Origin of the sequence: Hufsiella ginkgonis (assembly GCF_009834915.1) — a bacterium.
Classification (GTDB): Bacteria; Bacteroidota; Bacteroidia; order Sphingobacteriales; family Sphingobacteriaceae; genus Hufsiella; species Hufsiella ginkgonis.
In genome coordinates this window covers 657022-676041 of the sequence record NZ_WVHS01000001.1, presented here as the reverse complement: position 1 = coordinate 676041, position 19020 = coordinate 657022, and the positions used below count along the sequence as shown (strand labels likewise).

At 49.2% G+C, this 19020-nt stretch carries 19 protein-coding genes; 9 read left to right on the top strand and 10 right to left on the bottom strand.

Going from position 1 to position 19020, the window contains the following annotated elements; genetic code table 11:
- Positions 1-42: 42 nt before the first annotated feature.
- Together GS398_RS02825 and GS398_RS02820 are read left to right on the top strand one after the other, a co-directional pair.
- Positions 43-717, top strand: coding sequence for an RNA polymerase sigma factor (locus GS398_RS02825; protein ID WP_369410216.1), 675 nt, complete (start codon positions 43-45; stop codon positions 715-717).
- Positions 714-2039, top strand: a complete 1326-nt coding sequence (locus GS398_RS02820) for an NADH-quinone oxidoreductase subunit E (protein ID WP_160905205.1) — start codon at positions 714-716, stop codon at positions 2037-2039. Before GS398_RS02825 ends, GS398_RS02820 begins: the two co-directional genes overlap by 4 nt.
- Positions 2040-2048: 9 nt before the next feature.
- Here GS398_RS02820 and GS398_RS02815 read toward each other — a convergent pair whose 3' ends face one another.
- Positions 2049-2276 (bottom strand): hypothetical protein, encoded by a 228-nt coding sequence (locus GS398_RS02815; RefSeq protein WP_160905204.1) that lies wholly within the window; start codon positions 2274-2276, stop codon positions 2049-2051.
- Positions 2277-2285: 9 nt separating this feature from the next.
- A complete protein-coding gene (tsaD, locus tag GS398_RS02810; RefSeq protein ID WP_160905203.1) occupies positions 2286-3287 on the bottom strand; it encodes a tRNA (adenosine(37)-N6)-threonylcarbamoyltransferase complex transferase subunit TsaD in 1002 nt (333 codons plus the stop codon).
- A gap of 112 nt (positions 3288-3399) precedes the next feature.
- On the opposite strand from tsaD, the gene GS398_RS02805 reads away from it, so the two are divergent.
- Positions 3400-7809, top strand: a complete 4410-nt coding sequence (locus tag GS398_RS02805; RefSeq protein ID WP_160905202.1) for a translocation/assembly module TamB domain-containing protein — start codon at positions 3400-3402, stop codon at positions 7807-7809.
- Here GS398_RS02805 and GS398_RS02800 read toward each other — a convergent pair.
- Entirely contained in the window at positions 7787-9025 is a 1239-nt protein-coding gene (locus tag GS398_RS02800) for a bifunctional 3,4-dihydroxy-2-butanone-4-phosphate synthase/GTP cyclohydrolase II (RefSeq protein WP_160905201.1), read from the bottom strand. The two genes, GS398_RS02805 and GS398_RS02800, sit on opposite strands and share 23 nt — an antisense overlap.
- Before the next feature lie 71 nt (positions 9026-9096).
- On the bottom strand, positions 9097-10533 hold the full coding sequence (locus GS398_RS02795; protein WP_160905200.1) for an LptF/LptG family permease: 1437 nt from the start codon (positions 10531-10533) through the stop codon (positions 9097-9099).
- A gap of 132 nt (positions 10534-10665) precedes the next feature.
- Between GS398_RS02795 and GS398_RS02790 the strand changes: the two genes are divergently transcribed.
- From GS398_RS02790 to GS398_RS02775, 4 genes are read left to right on the top strand one after another with little or no spacing between them, the layout of a single operon-like run.
- The gene (locus GS398_RS02790; protein WP_237488067.1) at positions 10666-11541 is read left to right on the top strand and encodes a YicC/YloC family endoribonuclease; all 876 of its coding nucleotides are present in this window, start codon (positions 10666-10668) and stop codon (positions 11539-11541) included.
- On the top strand, positions 11541-12110 hold the full coding sequence (gene gmk, locus GS398_RS02785; protein WP_160905199.1) for a guanylate kinase: 570 nt from the start codon (positions 11541-11543) through the stop codon (positions 12108-12110). Before GS398_RS02790 ends, gmk begins: the two co-directional genes overlap by 1 nt.
- Positions 12111-12162: 52 nt before the next feature.
- A complete protein-coding gene (gene nadD, locus GS398_RS02780; RefSeq protein WP_160905198.1) occupies positions 12163-12735 on the top strand; it encodes a nicotinate (nicotinamide) nucleotide adenylyltransferase in 573 nt (190 codons plus the stop codon).
- Between the two features lie 44 nt (positions 12736-12779).
- Positions 12780-13382, top strand: a complete 603-nt coding sequence (locus tag GS398_RS02775; protein WP_202405936.1) for a MiaE family protein — start codon at positions 12780-12782, stop codon at positions 13380-13382.
- A 15-nt stretch (positions 13383-13397) separates the two neighbouring features.
- Here the strand turns inward: GS398_RS02775 and GS398_RS02770 are convergent, their stop codons facing one another.
- From GS398_RS02770 to GS398_RS02750, 5 genes are all read right to left on the bottom strand, one after another.
- Positions 13398-14114: an SAM-dependent methyltransferase gene (locus tag GS398_RS02770; protein ID WP_369410215.1), complete on the bottom strand. Its 717-nt coding sequence runs from the start codon at positions 14112-14114 to the stop codon at positions 13398-13400.
- A gap of 49 nt (positions 14115-14163) precedes the next feature.
- Positions 14164-14937: a sensor histidine kinase gene (locus tag GS398_RS02765; RefSeq protein WP_160905197.1), complete on the bottom strand. Its 774-nt coding sequence runs from the start codon at positions 14935-14937 to the stop codon at positions 14164-14166.
- Complete coding sequence (locus GS398_RS02760; RefSeq protein ID WP_160905196.1) at positions 14910-15479, bottom strand: hypothetical protein; 570 nt, start codon at positions 15477-15479, stop codon at positions 14910-14912. The genes GS398_RS02765 and GS398_RS02760 overlap by 28 nt, the downstream gene beginning before the upstream one ends.
- A gap of 83 nt (positions 15480-15562) precedes the next feature.
- Complete coding sequence (locus tag GS398_RS02755) at positions 15563-16012, bottom strand: hypothetical protein (protein ID WP_160905195.1); 450 nt, start codon at positions 16010-16012, stop codon at positions 15563-15565.
- A gap of 232 nt (positions 16013-16244) precedes the next feature.
- Complete coding sequence (locus tag GS398_RS02750) at positions 16245-17363, bottom strand: DUF4407 domain-containing protein (protein WP_160905194.1); 1119 nt, start codon at positions 17361-17363, stop codon at positions 16245-16247.
- A 123-nt stretch (positions 17364-17486) separates the two neighbouring features.
- On the opposite strand from GS398_RS02750, the gene GS398_RS02745 reads away from it, so the two are divergent.
- Positions 17487-17804, top strand: a complete 318-nt coding sequence (locus GS398_RS02745; RefSeq protein WP_160905193.1) for a rhodanese-like domain-containing protein — start codon at positions 17487-17489, stop codon at positions 17802-17804.
- Between the two features lie 2 nt (positions 17805-17806).
- The gene (locus GS398_RS02740; RefSeq protein WP_160905192.1) at positions 17807-17995 is read left to right on the top strand and encodes a DUF6358 family protein; all 189 of its coding nucleotides are present in this window, start codon (positions 17807-17809) and stop codon (positions 17993-17995) included.
- Here GS398_RS02740 and GS398_RS02735 read toward each other — a convergent pair.
- Positions 17992-19017 (bottom strand): dipeptide epimerase, encoded by a 1026-nt coding sequence (locus tag GS398_RS02735; RefSeq protein WP_160905191.1) that lies wholly within the window; start codon positions 19015-19017, stop codon positions 17992-17994. The genes GS398_RS02740 and GS398_RS02735 overlap by 4 nt on opposite strands.
- Positions 19018-19020 lie beyond the last annotated feature (3 nt).

Below are 19020 nucleotides of genomic sequence, written 5' to 3'. Positions count from 1 at the left end.
AACTTTTTTCCTGGAGCAGGCAACCTTTAAACCATTAGATTCGTGTTAGTACAAAAGCTAAACGTGATCACCCGCTTTGACGAACAGGAGCTTAAGTCGCTGATAAATGGCTGTATACGAAAAGAACTTGAGAGCCAGCAAAAGCTCTACAAGCGCTTTTACGGCTTTGCTATGGGTAAATGTTTGCGTTATGCAAGCAATCGGTACGATGCGTCGGAAATCCTGAACGACGGTTTTTTAAAAGTTTTCAAGAACATACACAAGTATGATTATGCCTGGCCGTTTCATTCGTGGCTGGGGAAGATCATGTCTAACACGGCGATTGATCACTATCGGGCAGAGTTGCGGCACTCGCACACACAGGAGCTCACCATAGCTGAGGATGTGGCGCAGGAGCCGAACGTGTACCAGTCGATGAATTACCAGGACTTGTTGAAAATAGTTCAGCAATTACCGGCCTCCTACCGGACTGTTTTCAACCTCTTTGCAATTGATGGATATAGCCATGAAGAGATCGGCCAGATATTGAGCATCTCGGTGGGGACGTCTAAGTCGAACTTGTTTAAGGCGAGGCAGAAATTGCAGAAAGCGCTTCAGCATTGTGTGCCGGTGGAACGTGAAGTAAGAGACGGCGCAGAGGAGGGTGGAAAGATCGTATCCATCCAAAAAAAATTTTCTGAAGTGGGCAGTATAGTGAACGGGGGCCTCGAACCATGAAAGATTTAAACGGTAAAGAAATAGATGAGCTGTTCCGGCAGAAGTTAGCCGAACCTGAGATCTCTTACGAGGAACAGGATTGGATTGCTATGCAGCAACTGCTGGATAAAGGCAACCGGCGGAATTACTTTTACAGGGGTATCGCTATTGGCGGCGCCGCCGCCATGCTATTGGCGGCCTTGGGATGGTGGGCATTACAAGACGCTCCGGTAAATAAAGCGGATACCGTAGTAAAAACGCAGCCGGTATCACCGAAGCAAGATAAAACATCAGGTACTCCCGGGAAGGGGGACCCGGTTCAGCCTGGTACATCTCTCTCGAGGGAGGAGACGATCGCAGCCGACAAGGTGCCGGCATTGGCTGGTACGGCTTCCGCAAGACAGGGAGGTGCCCGGAATAGCGAAAAGAACGGTGACGCCATTGTTAAAGGAACCGGGACCGTTGTTTCGTCGCCTGCCGTCGCGGCCGGTAAGGGGATGAAGAACGATCCTCCTGCGTTAACTAATCCAGCAACTATTCCTTTAAATAAGGAAGAGCCGGCTGCGGTGATCGCTGACGCGTCGCCTGCCAGGAACCCTGTAATACCGCCTGCCACTGCGGATTCGCCCGCAAAACCTGCCAGTCCGCCGGTATTTGCACAGGTGACGCCTGCCGCTGCAAACCCCGATTCATCGGGAAACAGGGCTGCCAGGCGGTCGAACCCTAAGTTCCGGCCCGGAGTTAGCCTGAGCCTCGTTGGGCTGTCTGACCTGAACGCAGTAGATAACTTTAAAAATACGAGGAACGGGATCGGTGGCGGCATCACAGCAACGATCAGCCTTACGCGATCGCTTAGCTTTACTACCGGCGTACTGATTGCGAAGAAGCTTTACGATGCGCCGCTGAGCAGTTACAAGCCGGATATCGGCTACATTCCCGCCGTTCCAGGGACCGTGGATGCCGACTGCCGGGTGTTAGATGTACCCGTTAACCTGAATTTCAGGTTCTTAAACATAGGTAAAAACGCCCTGCAGCTTAGCGCAGGCGCTTCATCATACTTTATGATGAAGGAAACTTATAACATCGAGTACGCACATCCTTACCCAAAATATCCTAAGTCGTACCAGGTGCGGGATCAGAACCGCCACTTGTTTGGAGTAGGAAATCTCGCAATCGCGTATACACATACACTTAGTCCTGTTGCCAGCGTATCGCTCCAGCCTTATGTAAAGGTGCCGTTAACGGACATCGGGTTTGGGAATGTGAAGCTGCTTTCCTCCGGGGCTGCGGTTACGTTTAACGTAAGCGTTTCTGAAATCACGGGCCGGCACGGGAAGAAATAGCGCGATCCGTTACCTTGCTTCATTCCGTTTCTTCACATGATCCGCCAGCTCGTGGTTGCCACCGGGGTTTTTGTCTTCCTTCATCGCTAGAATGATCACGGCGATCACGGGCAATAGGAAGGCGATCCCAAACCAGAACCAGAAGCTTCTACCCATGCTTTTAGCCATTAATCCGGCGATGATCTGCTGGGAGAATATGATGAAGATCACAACGGCTCCAAGAATAATTTCGGCCATAACAATTTATTATAAGATCATCCTGGCTAGGGGTGCAACATCCTGGCCAACAAACTCCTGTTTCAGAAACTTATGATAACCGGCTATCGCGATCATGGCCGCGTTATCGGTACAGTATTCAAATTTGGGAATAAATACGTTCCAGCCTTCCTGGTCGGCCATGGCGGTAAGCGCGTTCCGGAGACCTGAATTGGCCGACACTCCCCCTGCGATAGCTACATCGCGCACGTTATATTGTTTCGCCGCTTTTTTCAGCTTATTAAGCAGGATGGTTACAATGCGGTGTTGTACGGAAGCGCAGATATCTGCGAGGTGCTGCGCGATAAAATCGGGGTCTTTTTGCTGATGGTCGCGTATAAAGTACAGGATCGATGTTTTCAGGCCGCTAAAGCTGAAGTTCAGCCCCGGGATCTGGGGCTCGGGGAACCGGAAAGCCATCGGGTCGCCTTGTTTGGCGTACCGGTCGATGAGGGGACCGCCAGGGTAGGGCAGGTTGAGCAGCTTGGCGGTTTTGTCGAAGGCTTCCCCAGCGGCATCGTCGGTTGTTTCGCCGACTATTTCCATATCAAAGTAGTCCTTCACCAGCACGATCTGGGTGTGACCGCCAGAAACAGTGAGACATAAAAAGGGGAAAACTGGTTTCGGATCGTCGATAAAATGGGCGAGGATATGCGCCTGCATATGGTTTACCTCGATGAGCGGAATCCCGCCGGCCAACGCAAAGGCTTTCGCAAATGCGGTACCCACTAACAATGACCCGAGCAAACCGGGCCCGCGGGTAAAAGCTACCGCCGAGACCTCATTTTTATGTACTTTTGCTACAGACAAGGCTTCTCTAACAACCGGGATTATATTTTGCTGATGCGCCCTTGATGCAAGCTCGGGTACCACTCCGCCATAATTCTGATGGACAAGCTGGTTTGCAATGAGATTCGACAATATGTCGCCATCAGCGCATATTGCAGCAGAAGTTTCATCACAAGATGATTCGATTCCTAAAATTATTGACAAACCGCAGCGTTTAGTTTTTGTTGTGTTCACGTAAGTAAGCAAAGTTATCAAAAAAGCACTCAAAATTGGTTTATGGGTTGTAATAGCAATTCTCCAGCTGGCGGCAGAATTGGTGCTTCTGCTTCAGTTCGAGCCTGTACAAACGTACATCGCCCACAAAGCGGCGAAATATTTCTCGAAGGAATGGAATACCCGCGTAGAAGTAGGCCGGCTTCACGTGGAGTTCTTTAATGCCATCGTGCTCGAAAACGTACTGATTGAAGATCACCAGAAAGATACGCTCATTTCCTCGCCCAGATTAACGGTAGACCTTAGCCTCTTTTCGCCAAAGAAAAAGATCGTGGCGGTTGAAGCGATACAAATGGATAACGGAAAGTTCTACCTCAAGAAACTAAGCGATACCTCCACCAACTTCGATTTTGTGGTGAACTACTTTAAGTCGGATACCACCAAAAAGCCAAAGCCAAAACCCAGGGGCGAGCCTTATAACGTAACCTTTAAACGCATCACGCTGAATAATATCGCTTTTAAGTTCCGGGATTTCCGGTCTAAGAAAGTAGTAAAGGATGCCATTAACTTCAGCGATATTTCGCTCTCGAGCTTCTATGCGAATATTCTCGACCTCGATACTAAGAATCACCTGGCCAAAGCACGGATAGAAAACCTCACTTTTCGTGAGAAAAGCGGTTTCTTCCTGAAGACGTTAACAGCCAATGCTACCATCGACACGAATCAAATGGAGTTTAAAGACCTGGTATTTGTGTCCGGAAACACGAAACTAACGGATTATGTGCAGCTGAAATTTTCTCGTTTCGGGGACTTTGGTGACTTTGTAAAGAAAGTTTACCTGAATGCCCAGCTGCGCCGTTCATCCATCGATCCGCGCGACCTGGCTTATTTTGTGCCAGGCATTAAATCAGCGGGACTTAAACTGGAAGTTGACGGCCGCATAAGCGGGTACGTAGATAATATTAAAGCACGGGATTTTTCCGTAAAAGCCGGCCAGGCCACGTACATGAAAGGAAATTTCAACATCACCGGCCTGCCCGTGGTTAGCGAAACCTTTCTCGACCTTCAATTTGAACAGGTATACACCAATAAAAAGGACGCCGAACTGATCATTAAAGGGGTTACCGGGAAACGCCAGGAACTCCCGGCCATCGTAAAAAAGTTTGGCAATATCTATTTCAAAGGCAGGTTTACCGGTTTCCCGAGGGATTTTATTGCCGATGGAGAGTTTAAAACGTCGCTTGGCCGCGTGGTATCCGACGTGAACATGAAGATCGCCGGCAAGCCTGTTTATACCGGCACCATCAAAGCTTACGACTTCAATATCGGCGAGTTACTGGATAACAAACAGCTAGGAGGGGTAACACTTGCCGCCAGCGTAAAAGGCAGCCATTTTAATTATGATGAGCTGCACGAAGAGCTCGACGGTAAGGTGAGGTATGTCGATTTTAAGGGTTATCGCTACAACAACCTCATGGTGAAGGGCTTGTTCGATCGTAAATTGTTTAAGGGGACCGTAAAGATAAACGACCGCAACCTCAAACTTGATTTTAAAGGCGGCTTCGACCTGAATCCAAAGCTTCCGGCATTTAATTTCGTGGCCACCATTCGCGGCGCAAACCTTCACAAGCTCAACTTTACGAAAGACACGCTGCAGATCGATGCCGATTTCAGGACGAATTTCTCCGGAAGTAACCTCGACAATATCCAGGGAAACCTCGACCTCAAGAAAATCCGTTTAACCAATACGAAGCACTCTTTTACCGTAGATTCCGTTTACCTCGTTGCGGAAGGGATCGGCAATGCCCGTTCACTGTTCATCAGGTCGGATATTATGGATGCCGGTATCAAGGGACAGTATGATCTGAACACCCTGCCGGCCTATTTCGTGGCAGCAGCACGGAAATACATACCCTCGCTCCGGCCGATGGATAAAAAACCCGCAGACCAGGATTTCGAGCTTTCTGTTAAGCTGAAATATTTCGAGCCGCTTAGCCTGCTTTTTGTTCCGGACCTGAAAATTCCCGAAGGCGCCACGCTGAACGGGAAATTTGTCTCGCGGGATAACGTGGTTACGCTGAATGGTTTTGCGAAACTGGTACAGTACAAGAATATCAAGATCAATGAGCTGATCGTCGATCAAACGAACACCACTGATGCGCTGAACATCCTGGTATCGTCTGACAGGATTAATTTCAATGATAGTTTGTATGTAAAAAACATCAACATCGCTAACATCTTAAAGAATGACAGCCTTAGCCTCAACATCAAGCTTTCTGACAAGGACGCGGTAAACCAGCTCGACTTAAACGGCCTGGTGGAATTTGGTAAGGATACAACGGCCACGTTCAGCGTATTGCCATCGGACGTGATCATCAACCGCGAAAACTGGAAAGTACAGGAGAAAGTGCGCATCGGGTACGAAAAAGGTAAAACAACCATTTCCGGTTTCCAGCTTTTTAGGGACAACCAGCTGGTTTCCATCAATGGGATCATCTCCAATAGTCCCGATGACGAGCTTACCGTAGAATTTAACAAGTTTAAACTGACCACTTTTAACCCGCTCACCACGGGGTTTGGGGCGAACCTTCGCGGAGAGCTGAACGGAAAAGCCGTACTGGCGTCGGTAACCAGAAACCCGGTAGTGGAGGCTAAACTGACCATCGATTCGCTCGTATTTAACAATACGCAGGTAGGCGACCTTGTTTTTAATGCGGGTTACGACAATGATAGCCGGGTAGTAAAGGCCAATACCGTGATCAGCAAGGACGGCAAGAAAACCCTGACGGTCGATGGCACCTATAATGCCAGGTCTGAGGAGAACAGCCTTGATATGAATGTTTCCATGGATCATACCGAGCTGATCATTTTCGAGCCTTTTCTCAAGACCCTGGTTTCCAATCTAAAAGGTACCGTTTCTGCGGACCTTAAGCTGACCGGTGTGCTTAAGAAGCCGCTCATCAACGGTACGCTCACCATGAACGATGCGGGTATGACGGTGATCTACCTTAAGACGCCTTATCACATCAACGACAACGTTACCGTATCCAACAGCGTGATCAAGATGACCAACCTGGTGCTGAAAGACCCGCGCAACCACGAGGCGATTGCCAACGGAACTGTAGATATGCACAATCCCGGCTCGCCGGAGATCCATGTGGTACTTAAAGCCAACAATTTCCTTGCGCTTAACACATCGGCACGCGATAACCCGCTTTATTACGGGTTGGCTTATGGCACAGGTACCTTCAACTTTAACGGGCCGACCAACAATATGCGTATCGATATTAATGCCCGTACCGATCCCGGAACCGTTTTTAATATCCCGCTTAACTCCGCGGAGAAGGTGGTGGACAACGACCTGATCACTTTCGTGGCAAAAGATTCGACACTCGGTCCAAAAAAGGCGACCCGGTTTTACGGGCTTACCATGAACTTTACCCTGGAAGTGGACGAAAACTCGGAAGCGAATATTTACACCGACCTGGGCAAACTCACCGGCAGGGGAGAGGGTACTATTGACCTGAATATCAGCAGTGCAGGCGATTTTGAGATGAACGGTAACTACCTGATCTCGGAAGGGAAGTTCATTTTTACGCCGCGCGACTATATCAATAAGGTATTTGAGATCAGCAGCGGGGGATCGATCAAATGGACAGGCAATCCAAGCGATGCGTCGATCAACCTGAAGGCGGTTTACCGGGACCGCCCCGATATCCAGCCGCTGTATGAGGCTGCGGGCCAGCAAGGCGACAGCCGCCGGATCATCGCAGAGGCTATTATGAACCTGAACGGGAGCCTGCTGCACCCGGATGCCACGTTCGATCTTAATTTCCCAACCGATGCTTCTGTTAAAGACGAGCTGCAGAGCTATTTAAGCGATGTGAATAATGTGAATACACAGGCATTGAGCTTTATCGTGAGGCGGAGCTTTACTTCCGGCGCGGGTAACGACTTTAGCAGGAACGCGCTCCAGAATACCGGCGTTAACGTGGCCACCGAGCTGATATTTAACCAGTTTAACAATTTTCTGGCACAATCGCTCGGGCTCACTTTCGTGGATTTTAACATCCGGTCGTTAAACGAGGCAAGCGCTACCTTTAAGCTGTTCAATGAGCGGCTCATACTGACGGGCGGCGTGACAGACGGCCGGAAAAACCTTAGCTCAGACCTTACCATTATTAACGGCAACGATGTGAACCGCGATCTCGAAATGCAGTACCTGATCCGCAAAGACGGAAGCCTGATAGCACGTTTGTCGAACAGGATAAATACCAGGAACGTGTTTAACCAGAACCTGAACGGCGACGACGATTACATCAGCGCCATCGGTTTAGTGTACCGCCAGGAGTTCGATAATTTCGGGGAACTGCTGGAGATACTCTCCGGGAAACGCAGGCGCGAGCAGCGTGAAAAAGAGGAACAAAGGAAGAAAGCGCAACCTGCACTACCTGCCGATGCTATTCCCGACCCGAAAGCCAAAACCGGTCCTAAGAAGGAGAGTATCCGCTAGCAGGACCTTCGTTCATGATCAGGTGACCCATTTTATCCCTCTTTGTTTTCAGGTATAGTTCGTTATGTTTGTTGGATTTTATCTCTATAGGCACCACGTTCACCACTTCCAGGCCGTAACCGGTAAGGCCCGCGCGTTTGGTCGGATTATTAGACATCAGGTTCATTTTGGTGACGCCGATGCTGCGGAGGATCTGCGCACCGATACCATAATCGCGCTGGTCCATTTTAAAGCCCAGTTTTAAGTTTGCATCTACGGTGTCCATGCCGTTTTCCTGCAGGTTGTAGGCGTGCAGCTTATTGATGAGGCCAATGCCGCGTCCTTCCTGGTTCATGTAAATAATTACGCCGCGTCCTTCCTTCTCGATCATTTCCATCGCTTTATGGAGCTGCGGGCCGCAATCGCAGCGGCAGGAGCCGAAGATATCGCCCGTAATGCAGGAGCTGTGTACACGTACCAGTACCGGCTCCCCGGGTTCCCACTCTCCTTTGATAAGTGCGAGGTGATGCTCGCCGGTATCGATCTGTGTAAACGCGATCATCTCAAAGTCGCCCCACTGCGTGGGAAGTTTAACCGATACTTCCTGTTTGATCAGCGTTTCGGTACGCAGGCGGTAAGCGATCAGGTCTTTAATCGACACGATCTTAAGATCGAACTGCTTTGCAATTTTGATAAGGTCGGGAACGCGGGCCATTTCGCCGTCTTCGTTCATGATCTCCACGATAACGCCTGCGGGTTCGAGGCCGGCGAGACTCGCAAGGTCGGTAGTGGCCTCTGTATGGCCGGTGCGTCGTAAAACGCCGCCGTCTTTGGAACGGAGCGGAAATATATGTCCCGGGCGGCCCAGGTCCTCCGGCTTTGTAGCCGGATCGATCAGCGCCATGATGGTTTTCGAGCGGTCTGACGCCGAAATGCCGGTAGTGCAGCCATTGCCGATCAGGTCCACGGAAACCGTGAAGTTAGTTTCGTGGGTAGCGGTATTGTGGCCTACCATCAGGCCGAGCTGCAATTCGTCGCAACGTTGTTCTGTAAGCGGTGCGCAGATCAGGCCACGGCCATGTGTCGCCATAAAGTTGATCACCTCGGGGGTTGCAAAACGGGCAGCCACCATAAAGTCTCCTTCATTTTCGCGGTCCTCATCGTCAACAACGATAATCACCTTTCCCGCTTTTACCTCTTCGATGGCCTCGACGATCGTATTTAAGATAGTGTTCATGTTAATACAAAATTACGGACTGCAGCACGAATAGGTTGCGGCCGATTATAATCTGAGGGTAAAGAAGCAGGTTAAACTTTCGCCTTTTTATTCTTGAACAGGCCCTGGAAAAACTGTTTATACACCTCCACGTTAAATAAGGCGGAATCTACCGTCGCTTTATAAGTGAGAAAGACCCCAAGCGGCGCCAGGATAATAATGGCCAGCCACATCCCAAGGACGGGCTGTATAGAGCCTTCTTTAGCGGATTTCTCGGCTATGGTGGAAATAATGTGATAAATAAGGAAAAAGATGATCGACATTACAACCGGGAGCCCCAGTCCGCCCTTGCGGATGATGGCACCCAGCGGCGCGCCGATAGAAAAGAGGATCAGACAGGACATAGCCAGGGTAAATTTGCGCTGGTATTCAATGATGTATCGCCTGATCTGGGTCCTGAAATCCTCGGTCTCTACCTTCTTTTGCGCCAGGGTGCCGGCAACGCTGGCTGCTTCACCTGATGCGTTCTGGATGGCCGCCGAACGCAGATCTGCGGGAACGAGCTCGGCCACCGATTGTTTATAGGGCCTGATCTGTTTTTGCATTACTTTTTTCAGGCGGTCTTGCTGCGAGTTAAAGAGCACATAACCGGGCCTGAGCAACTGGTAAACGGTGCGGTAGCTGCTGTCGAGGTTTTTTTGAGCGGAGTCGCGGAAATGCCGCAGCTCTTTCTGGTTCAGCATCATGTAATTGGTTTTAAAAGCGCCTTCGTCGGTGTGCTGCATCGTGAAAACACTAAGGTCGAACTTCTGCTCTGTTTCCTTAAACTTTTCACGGATAAAACGCTGCCGCGGGTTGTAGTTCACCTCACCCGATTTTTCTTCGTAGCGCACCCCGTCCATTAGTTTCAATACCAGATATTGGTTATCCTCTGTCGTGTACATTTTTCCCTTCTTCGCCATCAGGGTGCTGATATTGCCGTTGGTGCTGTTATGGTCGTAAATTAAGATGTCGTACAGCATCTGTTTCGCGGGATCTTTCTTTTTTACGCGGATGCTGTATCCTGCAAAGCTGTTGTTAAAAACGCCTTCCTGGATAAGAAATGCCGCTTTCTGATTACGCACGTCGTATAATAGACTGCCCATCTTAAGGTTCGCTTTCGGCAGCATGTAATCTGAAAAGAAAAAAGCCGAGATACTCAGCAGGCTGATCAACACCAGCAGCGGCATCATGGCGCGTTGCAGCGAGATCCCGGCAGATTTGATGGCCACAAGCTCATAGTTTTCGCCGAGGCTGCCAAATGTCATGATCGAGGAAAGCAGCATAGCCAGCGGTAATGCCATCGCAACGTTCGTGGCCGAAGCATACCAGAGCAGCCGCACGATCACGTGCCATTCAAACCCTTTTCCGATAAGATCGTCGATGTATTTAAACAGGAACAACATCAGTAATACGAACATTACGATGAAAAAAGTAACGACGAACGGCCTGATAAAGGCCTTGATAACGAGCAGGTGAATTTTTTTCACTAAGACGACTTTTGGGTTTGACGTTTGACGTTGTACGTTATACGCCTGACTTGCAAAATTAACGAATTATATCCGGAGATCGTACCTGGCCGCCACAGCCATCTTAATGCCGGAAAATCTTATCTTTGCGCCATGATCAAATCCATGACGGGATACGGCCTTTCGGCCAATGATTTTGCACAGGTAAAATATACGGTCGAGATCAAATCACTAAACAGCAAGTTCCTCGAGCTTTCGCTGAAACTTCCCCGCGCATTTTCTGATAAAGAATTGCTGATCCGTAATGAATGCAGCAAGCAGATCGAGCGCGGCAAGGTAAGCTTCGTGGTAACGGCAGAATATCCCGATAAGGAAATAAAAACGACCTCTATTAATACCGGTCTTTTAAAAAGCTATTACACACAATTAAAGGCAGTGGCCGATGAGCTGGGTGACCAGGCGTCGAACCTTTTCCAGGTGGCGCTTAACTTCCCGGAGGTGATCCATTACGAGGAGGAAGCCGTATCTGACGAGGAATGGAAGCAATTAAATGACACGATTGAGGCGGCGATTAAAAGCTTCCAGCAGTTCAGGAGCGATGAAGGCGCAGTGCTGCAGAAGGACCTTGAGTACCGGATCAACCGGATCCTTGGGCTGCAGAAAGAGGTGGAGGAGCAGGAGCCGAAACGCATTCCGCTGATCCGGGAACGCATCCGCCTGCTGATGCAGGAGTATGTGGGTAAGGAAAACGTGGATCACAACCGGTTTGAGCAGGAGCTGATCTATTATATCGATAAGCTGGACATCACCGAGGAAAAGATCCGGCTTACCAGCCATTGTAATTATTTCCTGTCGACACTCAAATTGCCCGATGCAAACGGGAAGAAACTAGGCTTTATTTCACAGGAGATCGGCCGGGAGATAAATACCATGGGCTCAAAAGCCAATGACGCTCAGATCCAGCAGCTTGTAGTGGGCATGAAGGAAGAGCTTGAAAAAATTAAAGAACAATTGCTGAACGTGTTATAATGAACAACGGTAAGCTCATCATATTTTCGGCTCCTTCCGGCGCGGGTAAAACCACTATCGTGAAACATTTGCTGAGTAAGTTTCCCGATAAATTGTCGTTTTCTATTTCGGCGACGACGCGTCCTCCGCGCGGAGAAGAGGTGGACGAAAAAGACTATTATTTTATTTCGAAAGAGGAGTTCCTGCATCGTATCGCGCAAAAGGAATTCGTAGAGTTCGAGGAGGTATATTCCGGTACTTTTTATGGTACCCTGCGCTCCGAGATCGAGCGGATCTGGCACGGCGGAAAACATGTGATCTTTGACATAGACGTAGAAGGCGGCATGCACCTTAAGAAGAAATACGATGGCGACGCGCTGGCGATCTTTGTGCAGCCTCCTTCATTCGAGGTGCTTACCGAACGGCTTCGGTCGCGGGGCACCGACAGCGAAGCCAAGCTCCGGGAACGTTTTGAGAAAGCCAGGAAAGAGCTTACCTACGCGGAAAAATTTGACACCATACTCAGGAACCACGACCTGGACGTAGCTTGTAAAGAAGCGGAAGAACTGGTAACGACGTTCCTGGGATAGTATTGCGAAAACCCATCAGCCCGGCGGTTGATGGCTGGAGCTGACAGCAACTATGAAAATCGGTTTATTCTTCGGTTCCTTTAATCCCATTCACACCGGCCATGCGATTATCGCCAGTTATATGGCCAATCATACGGACCTCGACCAGGTATGGCTGGTGGTATCGCCGCATAACCCGCTCAAGGAGCGGTCAGAACTGATCAATATGTACGACCGGCTCGAAATGGCTAAGCTGGCCTTTGAACACGCTGGCAACATCCGCGTAAGCGATATTGAGTTAAAGCTTCCGCAGCCGTCTTATACGATCGATACGCTTACCCATTTAAAAGAGCGGTACCCCGGCCACGTTTTTAGCCTGATCATGGGCGCCGACAACCTGGTTTCGCTCAAAAAGTGGAAGAATTATGAGCTGATCCTGAGGGATTATCATATTCACGTATACCCGCGTCCCGGTTTCGGAGAGAGCGAGTGGATAGCTCATCCTTCCGTTACCGTTACCGAAACGCCGCTGATGGAGCTGTCGGCCACCTTCATCCGCAAAGCGGTAAAGGAAAAAAAAGACGTGCGGTTCTTTGTCCCCGATAAAGTCCTGGACTTTATCGAAAGCAAGAACCTATACCGGTAAGGACCCGTTACTGAACAACTGCCAACTGATCACTACTTTTGTACATGTCGTCTGAACAAACCATACTTCGCCTGCAGCTTCCCACGGATCCCCTCTGGGTGAAGAATGTTGTGGAAAGCAACATCCGGGAGATCCTGACAGATCACGCCTTTTGTGAACAAAAAGCCGCCAGCAATGCCATCACGCTGATCGTTCAAAACCCCGACCTCTCCGACCTGGTGCAGCAAATGGCCCTGCTGGTGCAGGAGGAAATGGACCACTTTAAGCGCGTGCACGATATTATCGTGAAACGTGGCTTTGTATTGGGAAAAGAACGAAAGGACAATTATGTAAACGAGCTTGCCAGGTTTATATTAAAAGGAGGGGGCCGTAATGCACAACTGGTAGACCGGCTGCTTTTTTCGGCTATGATCGAAGCCCGCAGCTGCGAACGGTTTAAGGTGCTTTCAGAGAACATCAACGATGAGGAACTCTCCGTTTTCTACCATGAGCTGATGGTAAGCGAAGCTACGCATTACACCATGTTCCTGGGATTTGCGCGTAAGTATGCAGGCCTGGTAGATGTAGAGAAACGGTGGAAGGATTTCCTGGTGTACGAGGGTGAGGTGATTGCCAGTTACGGGAAAAAGGAAACGATACACGGCTAGAAGAGTTTGACGTTCCTATCCCGCCTTGTACAAGCAGAATATCGCCGGTCTTTTATGCAGGTCCGTTTTTTTTGTCTTCCATTTGGCAATGGTTGCCGAAATGATGGTTTCTTCCTTAGCCGTCAGGTCTGCCGCTACCGATAAGCGTGTTTGCGGATTACAGGTACGAACGATCTCTTCGAGCAATTGGTTGTTCCGGTAAGGGGTTTCGATAAATAGTTGCGTTTGATCATAGCGCGATGCGTTGCTTTCCAACTCTTTCAGGCGTTTTGCCCGGGGTTCTTTCCCAATGGGAAGGTAGCCATGAAACGCGAAACTTTGCCCGTTAAACCCGGAAGCCATTAATGCCAGCAGGATAGAGCTGGGGCCGACCAGCGGACATACACGGATGTTGCGCCGATGTGCCTCGGCAACGATGTCCGCCCCGGGATCCGCAATAGCGGGACAGCCGGCTTCGCTCATAAGCCCGACATCTTCGCCCTTCGCGAGCTCTGCAAAATAATGTGCAAGACTGGTTTTATCGGTATGCTTGCCATATTCGTGGATAGTGAGGGCAGCCTGCGTTACCCCGGGAGCGATGGCCTTAATCCAATGACGTGCCGTTTTACTGTTCTCGGCAATGTAAACGGTTAGTCGCGAAACAAGGTCGTGGTGGAGCGGCGGAACAACTTGCGCTACAGAATTTTCTGCTAAAGGTACAGGGAGGAGATAAAGTGTTCCAGGGCTCATCATTGCAAAGTTGAACTTTTTTATTTACTTATTATCAATACCAGCCGGCAGGTTATTTCTCTTTCTTCAGCGAGATCTGCACGGATGTTCCGGCGCCGGGTGCACTGCTGATACGTGCGGTACCCTGGATTAGTTTGGCGCGCTGGTTAATGTTCTGAATGCCGATGCCATTGGCGGGAGTGGTGTCCTGGTCGAACCCCTGGCCGTTGTCGCTTACCGTGATCAGGTGCCCCGATGCGTCTTCTGAAAACAGGACGGTGATCTCCGTCGCTTTTGCATGTTTAATAATGTTGTTCACGATCTCCTGGAACATGCGGTACAGGATCAGGGTCTTCTCCGGCGAAAGCGTTGGAACGTCGGCATCAAAATCGATCCGGGTATGATAGCGGCCTGTTTTTTCCAGCTGGTCGAACTCATTCTCTATGGCTTTTAATAGCCCCACCTGCTGTATCCTGTCCGGGTTGAAGCTCTTGCTTAGCCCGCGCAGGTCGGCGATCGCTTTGTTTATGAGTTTATCGGTATCGGCGATCTTTTGCGGATCGAAATTGGTCAGGGTGTTCAGCTTTAAAGAAACTACGCTCAATACCTGGCCGATATTGTCGTGGATCTCCTGGCTGATGTGCTTTAAGGTCTGTTCCTGGATCTCTACGCGCGTTTGAAGGAGGGTTTGCTCGTAAGCGATCTGCATGAGCTCGTTTTCGCGCTGGAGGCTGCGCTTCTTTTTTACAAACAGGAGGAGAAAGAGGATGGTGAAAACAGCCAGCATGATAATCATCGCACTGGCCGCCACAACAGTAACTAGGAACTCTTTGGATGACCCTTCCATTTAAAAAACGATATAGAAAGGCACAAATATAATACCATGCACAGGTAACGCGGCAAGGTAACATGAAGTAGTTTTCCGTGCAGCATAACCTGATGGGCGATGCTATAGCTGCGTAAAGAATAACTGATCACTATTCCACAATAAAATATTATTACACCAACGGCAATCCATAACCCGGAGCTCCACCGGTTGTTTTCCGTAGGGCCGTCATGCATCAGGTACTCATATAAAAAGAGGCAGGCATTTAGCACTAAAAAAAGACTGCTGTATACCAGGATGATACCCATAGGAATATCGCGGTAACCGACAGTAAACAGGTAGAAAAAGTAGACGATGCTGAATATCCCGGCCCCGGTAAGGATGACGGCTTTGTTGGTTTTTATCGTAGCGAACTTATAAAAGATAAATACATAGAACAAATGAAGTAACGGCACATAACTGTTATAAATATAATACGGGGAGAAGTTATAAATATAGTGCAGGTAGTACTGTACAAGTTCTACGGTAAATACGATCAACAGACATGGGCAGAACCACTTCATAAAAGATGACTTCAGCCGTGGATAGGAAACCACGGCTGAAATTAAACCGAGCGCCTCTGCGTAGTGATGAATGGCTGGCGCGATCAAGGCTCCAGGCTGCCCATGTTAAACGGATCGACGTCTCCGTCATCGGGATCACCGTCGTCCGGGTCTCCGTCATTCGGATCACCGTCATTCGGATCTCCGTCGTCCGGATCTCCATCGCGTTTCGCAGCAGACACATATTTTGCGGGTGTATCATCATTATACGCGCATAGAAATGCTGTTAATCGGCCGATGCTTGTTTCCTTTAAATTTGCAGCGTATTCTTTTTGAAATTCATTGGTATAAACCCCGAAGCATACACGGATGTTGTTATAGTCTGTCGCCGACAGCGAAGACATCCATGCTGTTAGGCTAGGGCCGTCGAATCTGACGCTTTTGGTAAATGCGCTGGTGATCTGCGTGTAGTCTTTTCCTGTATACAATACTTCGTATTGTTCCATACAGCCCCGGGCCAACGCGGCCTTAACGGGTCTTCCTGATGAGCTCATATTTAGATAATAATTTAGTTTAGAGATTCTACAAAATCCAAAAAGATGCACAGTTTGACGATAATTTTATATCCCTAAGTGCGTTACCAATTTAGATTTTTTTTAATAAAAAGGATTGGTGAAAATGATTTAAAAAAAAATCTTGGCAAAGAGGGTTTGCCGGGCACATTATAAGCAGGCCTTGCTTCGGGTGGTAGGCGGAAACCCGGTTTTTAAACGCGGGATGATCCTGTTAATCCCAGGGATATCCCTGCAGCTCTTTGGCTGATTTACCCCTGATGATCTGTTTTTGTTTATCGATCTCCGTGTCTACGCGCGTTTCGTAGATACCGTCTGTAACCGAGATATCATAATCACGGTCTTTGTAGGAGCCGTGTATCACAGAATCTTCTACATTTTGAAGGGCGATGTCATACGGTCCGCGGTTGCTCATCAGTTTCACAAATACCGGGAGGCACTCGAACAGGATGAAAAGAAAACCGATAAATGAAATAGCCAGGTAAGTATCGAGGTCGCGGGTGCCGTCTTCTTTAAAGGATAACTGTCCGAGCGCCCAGTTCCTATCGGCGAAGCCGGCCACATTTGAAAGACTGTCGAGCTGCTTCCCGCTAAACATCCGCTGGCTGGAGAGCCCGTCGAAGTCTTTGCGGTTGTTGATAAAGTCGTCCATTTTTTGGAGCTCAGCTCTCACGAAAGCCAATCGTTCTTCTTTCTGTTTGAGTACGCTTTCTTTTTGCTTGGCATAGGTGCCGAATCCCGTCTGTCCGGAGGTCTGGTTGGTCTTATCACCAAATATTTCCTGGTTCAATACAAAGCGCGAATCTTTAATTTCTTTGATAAGTGAGTCTTGTTCTGCCTTCAGGCCGGCGATCTTCTCAAGCTCGAGGGTATATTTCCTGGCAAATGTTTTATTCAGCGTATCGATCTTGGACCGTTGACTATTAAGATAACTGCTTTTCAATTTTTGCCTGATCTCTTTGTCGAACAGCTTCAGCTCCAGCGGCCGCGAAATAACTACGCCGATCATGATCGCCAGGATGATCCGTGGCGTAGCCTGCAGCACCTGCCGGTTGGTCGACCCGCTTTTATTGATACTGGATACAATGTACCGGTCCATGTTAAAAATAGCCAGGCCCCATAAAATCCCGAATAAAATAGCGAAAACAACTGCGAAAGGGCTGCCTGAAAATACGAAGTACATGGCGTATCCTCCCGAAAGGGAAGCAAATAAGGCGGTAAAAAATATGGTGGCGCCGATACCGACGTATTTATTTTGTTCGGTGGGGAATCTTTTTAATGTACCGGTATGAGCCCCGGAGCAAAACCAAAAAAACTGGGTTATCTTGTTCATAATGTGCAGGAGATGTACAAATCTATAATAAAACGGCCATGCGGGAAACTTGTTACAGGCTCATATAAAAATACTTAGCGCTTTCAGGTTTTTTCTATCTTTGACCACTCTAAATCCCAAAAGATGAAAGAAAAAACAGTTCTTGAGCTGAAGCAAATGATCGAAAGCGGTGAAGATTTCCAGCTGATCGATGTACGTGAGCCCTTTGAATACGAGATGTCAAACCTGAATGGTGAGAATATTCCGCTTGTCGGGATCCTGGTCGAGTCGGACCGGATCGCAACCGACAAGCCCGTTATTATCCAATGCCGTAGCGGGGCGCGCAGCGCAGCTGCCGTTAACCAGCTGGAGCACCAGTTGGGTTACGGGAATTTATACAACCTTAAAGGAGGGATCCTGGCCTGGGCTGCGGAATTCGATCCGGGTATGCAGGTATATTAGGAATGGGCTATAAGATCCTACTTAATATCGCGTATAACATCGCGTTGTTTCTAATGGTGATGAGCGCCATCTGGTCGTTTAATCACCAGCGATACGGGTTACTCCTCGGATCGATATTCGTGATGGTTATTGTTGTTTACCTGAAGATCAGGCTGATAAAGAAGATCAAGGAACTCACCAAAAGCCGCTAAGTTTTTGGCGAGTTCTCTGCAACTCCCAAGCCCGGGGCAGCGGACAATTCCCATTTTCCTTCGCTGAACGGCGGGGCGGGATATGGATTATTGCTGGTAAGGAACGGGCCGTCGAGGTCGGCCCAGTGGCACAAGGGTGCGAGCGCTGCCCCCGCGAGGGTCCCGATGCTTGTCTCGCTCATACAGCCGATCAAAACCTGCATGCCAAGTTCGGTGGCCTTTTTAATCATTAAATGTCCTTCATATAAACCGCCGCTTTTCATGAGCTTCATGTTAATGCCATGGTAGATGCCGCTGGCAGCGGTCACGTCTCCCAGCCTTTGTACGGCTTCGTCGCCAATGATCGGTATCGGGCTTCTCGCCGTGATCCATGCGTTACCGTCCCGGTTATCCCGGGCCATCGGCTGCTCGATCAATACAACGCCCTGCTCCTGTAACCAGTAAACCTTGTCGAGACCTTCCTGAGGATCCATCCAGCCCTGGTTGGCGTCCGCGTACAGCGGCTTGTCTGTTGCCTGCCGGATGGTGCGGATGAGCTCTTCGTCATTATCGCGCCCTAATTTGATCTTGATCACCTTGCCGGCTTCGGCATCGTGCACTTTTTTTAGCACGAGTTCCGGGGTGTCAATGCCAATGGTGATGGAGGTTACGGGCATATTGGCCGGATCGGCATCGAAGTAAGTGTAGCATGGTTTGTTCTCCAGCTTTCCGCGAAGGTCGTAACAGGCAATATCAACGGCAGCCTTTACCGCGGGATTGCCGGGGGCGATACTGTCCAGGTAGGCATTTATTTCCGCGTGATCGAACGGGTATTTGATCGCGGAGAGATCGATCTTGTTTAAAAAGCCGGTGGCAGTTTCCATGTTCTCACCCATATAGGGGACCATAGATGCCTCCCCGAGTCCGGTACAGCCTTCGTGAGAAAGCTTTACCAGCATGATCGGGGTAGAGGTTCTGGAGAACCGTGAGATGGTAAACGGATACTTGAGCTCCAGCTCGAAAGGAGAAAACGACAGCTTCATGTA